This is a genomic window from Protofrankia sp. Cj3, assembly GCF_917627355.1.
In the GTDB taxonomy this organism is placed as follows: domain Bacteria; phylum Actinomycetota; class Actinomycetes; order Frankiales; family Frankiaceae; genus Protofrankia.
Genome location: NZ_CAKJTR010000088.1, coordinates 15929 through 20460 on the forward strand (window position 1 = coordinate 15929; position 4532 = coordinate 20460).

Genomic DNA, 4532 nt, shown 5'->3' on the forward strand with positions numbered 1-4532 from the left:
GCGTGTGTGAGAACCCCCAGCACGATGGGCTTGTCGAAAGCATCGCGGCGTGGCTGGCCGACCGGCTGCCTGCCGGCCGCGATGGTCAGCGGGGCTTGGCTTCGCCGCCGCGCTCAATAATCCGCGGCGTGCGGCCCACAGCGATGGGCGTGCAAACACACTGCCAGGCAGAGCGTTTCTGCTGGAAGTGCATTGCACCGAAGGTGCAGGGATGGCATCCTTCTCTCAGCGGACCGGAACGCACCTCAGCCAGCCGGGGGAGTTCATACCAACTACGCGAAGATGAGGGGTGGCGCGTATCGCTCGTGACAGGCGCACTGAGGCGTTCCGGTCCCGAGTCCTGGTGACCCACACCGCCGGACCCCGCACCCGCTCGACGGCGAGCACATTGCCGTCACGCGCGCGGCCACACGTCGCCACACCCTGCGCTAGGAATCCACCGCCCGATCTGCGCAAGATGGAGTAGCGCTGGTCTCCAGAGGATTCCCTGTTTGGCCTACAGTTTCTGGATCTCTAGCGGAGAGAACGACTGGCCCCTGACCACCACTTCCAACTTACTAAGGTTCCCCGCATGATTCCAGTCCGAGATTCAAGCATCGACGAAACTGCGGCCAGGCTGCGGGCCGCCATGGTAGATGAACTCCGCGCATCGGACAACGGGATCGCGACGGAGGCTGTGGCCGCCTCCGTCGCGACGGTACCCCGACACCTGTTCGCCCCCGGGGAGTCGCTGGAGGCGGCGTACGCCGCCAACAAAGCACTGGTGATCAAACGTGACCAAAACGGAAGGGCGATTAGCTCCCTGTCGGCCACCCATATTCAGGCGGTCATGTTGGAGCAGGCCGAAATCGAGCCCGGCATGCGGATTCTGGAGGTCGGTTCGGGCGGCTACAACGCCGCCCTGATCCAGGAACTTGTCGGCGATCGTGGGTCGGTTACTTCGGTCGATATCGATCAAGAAATTGTTGTACGGGCGCGCGCCTGCCTCGATAAGGCGGGTTATGGCCATGTTGAGGTGGTGGTGGCTGACGCTGAGGCCGGTGTAGCCGAGAGATCCCCCTATGATCGGATCATCGTCACAGCTGGGGCCTACGACCTCCCACCCGCATGGCTGGATCAGCTGTCCGATCGTGGCAGAATCGTCGTGCCGCTACGGATCAGAGGGCTGACGCGTTCTATCGCATTCGACCGGATCAGCACGGACGGAAAGGCGAGCCTGATCAGCCGTGGCTATCGTCTGTGCGGCTTTGTTCCCATGCAGGGCGTTGGCTCGCGCCGCGAGCAAGTGGTTCCGTTGACCGACGATGCCGCGCTGCGTGTCGACGACGGGTTGTGGGATTACGACGTAGAGGCACTGCGGCAGGCACTGGACTCTCCACGGCTGGAACGTTGGTCGGGAGCTCCTTTCGACCTGCCTGATGAACTGGAGCTTTTCCTCGTCACCAACGTGTCGCAGGCCGCAATGCTGCATGTGGATGATAAACTCGTCAAGAGTGGCCAGTTCGCTCCCTCAACAGCTAGAGGCGTACCCACCCTGATAGACAACGGTAGCTTCGCCTACCGCACAAAGCGTGCGAATGAGAAAACTGGCGGATTCGAGAGTGGCGTATTCGCCCACGGTCCCGATGCCGAGGGCGTGGCCGAGCAATATATCGAGCTACTTCGCCGGTGGGCGCGAGACCACCGGCGCCGCAGCGCCGCGCGCATCCAATACTTCCCGAAGGAATCTGACATGCCTGCACAGTTCGTGGGTCTCATCCCGAAACGGCACGGCGCTGTTGAAGTGACCTGGCCATAGACTTCCGGACTCCCGGTCGAATGTCGCCGGGAGTCCGGAAAACGCAACACCACCACGAAGGAGGGTCTGCATGTCCATCCAGTTCGACGATCCAGTACCGGCTGGAGTCCCGCAAGCGGGACCGGGTCAAGAGGGAGCGGGTCAAGAGGAGGACTTCACAGAATGGGACCTGGACATCTCAATCGTCGAGTCCGGGCCGGCCGCTGACCGGCTCATCCGGATGACCGACGACGGCTGCGGCAAGACGTGCGAGTCGGCCTGTACGACCACCTGCCCGTAGCGGGTGCCACCCGCGCCTCGACGGCTGAAGTACGCGGCGTCCGTCCGGGCGCACCCCACCTGGACGGACGCCGCCCCACCATCGGGAGTGGCCGGTGTATCAGCATCTCGATTCCCTGGTGGTGCGCGCTTCCGTCGGCCGGCTAGTGGATGTGGCCAGCGGGCAATGGCCCGACCTGGTGGAACAGACGGACACGCCAGGCTCTATGCGTCCATGGTTGCGACGCACGATGCAAAATCCCGCCTTCACGATGGCGCTTGAACAAGCCAGCCCGGTCCTAGCCCGTCGTGTTCGCGACATCTGTGATGGACGACAGGTGTCCGAACCCGATGCGGGCCGCGCGGTGCTCTCCGTGATGCGCTACCTGCTTCGCGCGTCGGGGCGCGCCACGCCATTCGGCCTGTTCGCGGGCGTTGCACCAGCTCGAGTCGCCGACCGTACGTCGGCGCGTATAGGCGCGGGGCACCGCGCTGTTGCCCGGGTCGACGCCGTATGGCTTACGGCGCTGATCGAGCGTTTGGAAGCCGACCCGGCAATCTGGCCGCACCTGAAAGCGATGGCCAACAACCTCGTGTTCGAGCGTGATGGCTATCTCGCGTTGGAGCACCGCCCGAGCGGCGACGAGGCTGGTCCGCCGATGCACGTCCAGGTGCGCGCGACAGAACCGGTTAGGGCCGCGATGAGCATGGCGAGCCGCCCGATCCGGCTCGGGGATCTCACCGTCAGGCTAAGAGCCGATTCCCCGCTTGTCCCGGCCGGCATCGTCGATGCACTCATTGCGGATCTGGTAGCGCAGCGCCTCCTGCTCACAGAGCTGCGTCCCGCGATGACGGCAACCAACCCTCTTGATCATTTGATACGTGTTCTGCAAACAATGGTGGAAACCGAGCCTGCCAAGATCACCCTCCGTTTGGAAGAGATCGTCGAAAGGCTGCGGACGCATGACGGCGCGCCCAGCTGGGCCAGTGCGAGCACACATCGCGCGCGTCTTATCGAAGCGATGGCGGACATCCACCCAACAGCGGAGCTGGCGCTCGGGGTAGACCTACGGATGGACTGGGATCTGGCCGTGCCTCACTCCGTGGTAAACGAGGCGGCGACGGCAGCGGGCGTCTTGGTGCGCTTGGCTCGACGCTCCACGCTTAGCCCCGGTTGGGATGCCTGGCATGGTCGTTTCCTCGAACGGTACGGCCCACATGCCTTAGTCCCCGTACTCGACGTGGTCGACGCGGAGATCGGGCTAGGGTATCCGGCCGGTTACGTTGGAGTCAATGCTCCCGCGGGCGCCGCGCTGACCAATCGGGACGTGAAACTGCTGGCGGTGGCGCAGAGAGCCGCGCTGCGCCGAGAGCGGGAAGTGTTGCTGGACGAAATAATGATCAACGAATTAACGGTCATCGACCGGTCCGCCCGCATCCAGCCCACCACCGAACTCACCGTGCGCATCCACGCGGCAAGCGCATCTTCAGTAGACCGGGGGGAGTTCACCCTTGCGGTGGTTGGGGTGTCGCGGACAGCCGGCACAACGACCGGGCGTTTCCTGGACTTGTTCGACGACGCGGATCGTCGACGCATGTCCGCGCTCTACGCGAGCCTTCCCACCGTGAACCATGGCGCGCTCGTCGTCCAGATCTCGGCACCCACGCGATACCCGGTCACCGACACCGTGGCACGGGCCCCGCACGTGACGGGACATCTGCTCTCACTAGGCGAGTACCACGACGGCCGGGGCGTTGAGAGCGAGAACCGGATCACGCTCGACGACATCGCGGTCACAGCGGACGTGCACGGGATCTACCTGCTCTCCCTATCCCGGCGCCAACTGGTGGAACCGGTGGTGCTCAACGCTGTGGAGCCAGTTCGCCGCGCGCAACCGCTGGTGCGGTTCCTTGCCGAAGCCACGGGCGCGCTGAGTGTTCCCTGCACCCCCTTCGACTGGGGCGCCGCAGCCAGGCTGCCCTTCCTGCCGGCGCTGCGGTATGGGCGCACGATCCTCTCCCCGGCGCGGTGGCTCCTCGAGGCTGCCGATCTACCCCCCGCTCCGGCCGGCTGGCAGGAGTGGGATCGCGCACTGGCCAGGTGGCGGGAGCTGATAGCACTCCCAGCAGCCGTCTACCTTGGCGAAGGTGACCAACGCATCGGCCTAGACCTGTCTGAGCCGGCCCACCGAGTGCTGCTGCGCTCCCAGCTTGACCGCGCCGGCACCGTCCTGCTGCGCGCCGCCCCCGAACCCGAAGCAGCGGGTTGGACCGATGGGCACGCTCACGAAATCGTCATCCCCCTAGTCGCTGCCGCCCCACCGCCGCCGACGACGCCCCGAGCACGGGAAACACACCTCGTCGGCCGCGATGAAGGAGATCTTCCCTGCTGCGGCTCGCGGTTCTCGATCAAGCTCTACGCCAGACCCGCCTCCCAGGACAGCATCATCGTCCGTCATATGCCGCACCTGCTGAA

3 protein-coding genes are annotated in these 4532 nt (G+C 64.9%); all 3 read left to right on the forward strand.

What is annotated here, in order from left to right:
- The first annotated feature begins 571 nt into the window (after window positions 1-571).
- Window positions 572-1798 (forward strand): methyltransferase, FxLD system, encoded by a 1227-nt coding sequence (fxlM, locus tag MJ783_RS13550; RefSeq protein ID WP_255724412.1) that lies wholly within the window; start codon window positions 572-574, stop codon window positions 1796-1798.
- Between the two features lie 70 nt (window positions 1799-1868).
- A complete protein-coding gene (locus tag MJ783_RS13555; RefSeq protein WP_239310792.1) occupies window positions 1869-2078 on the forward strand; it encodes an FxLD family lanthipeptide in 210 nt (69 codons plus the stop codon).
- Between the two features lie 151 nt (window positions 2079-2229).
- A partial coding sequence (locus tag MJ783_RS13560) for a lantibiotic dehydratase family protein (protein WP_239310794.1) occupies window positions 2230-4532 on the forward strand: 2303 nt, incomplete at its 3' end.

Bases quoted from the DNA above. Each gene is read 5' to 3' on its own strand.
- fxlM (WP_255724412.1), top strand. From the start codon at position 572: ATGATTCCAGTCCGAGATTCAAGCATCGACGAAACTGCGGCCAGGCTG.
- MJ783_RS13555 (WP_239310792.1), top strand. From the start codon at position 1,869: ATGTCCATCCAGTTCGACGATCCAGTACCGGCTGGAGTCCCGCAAGCG.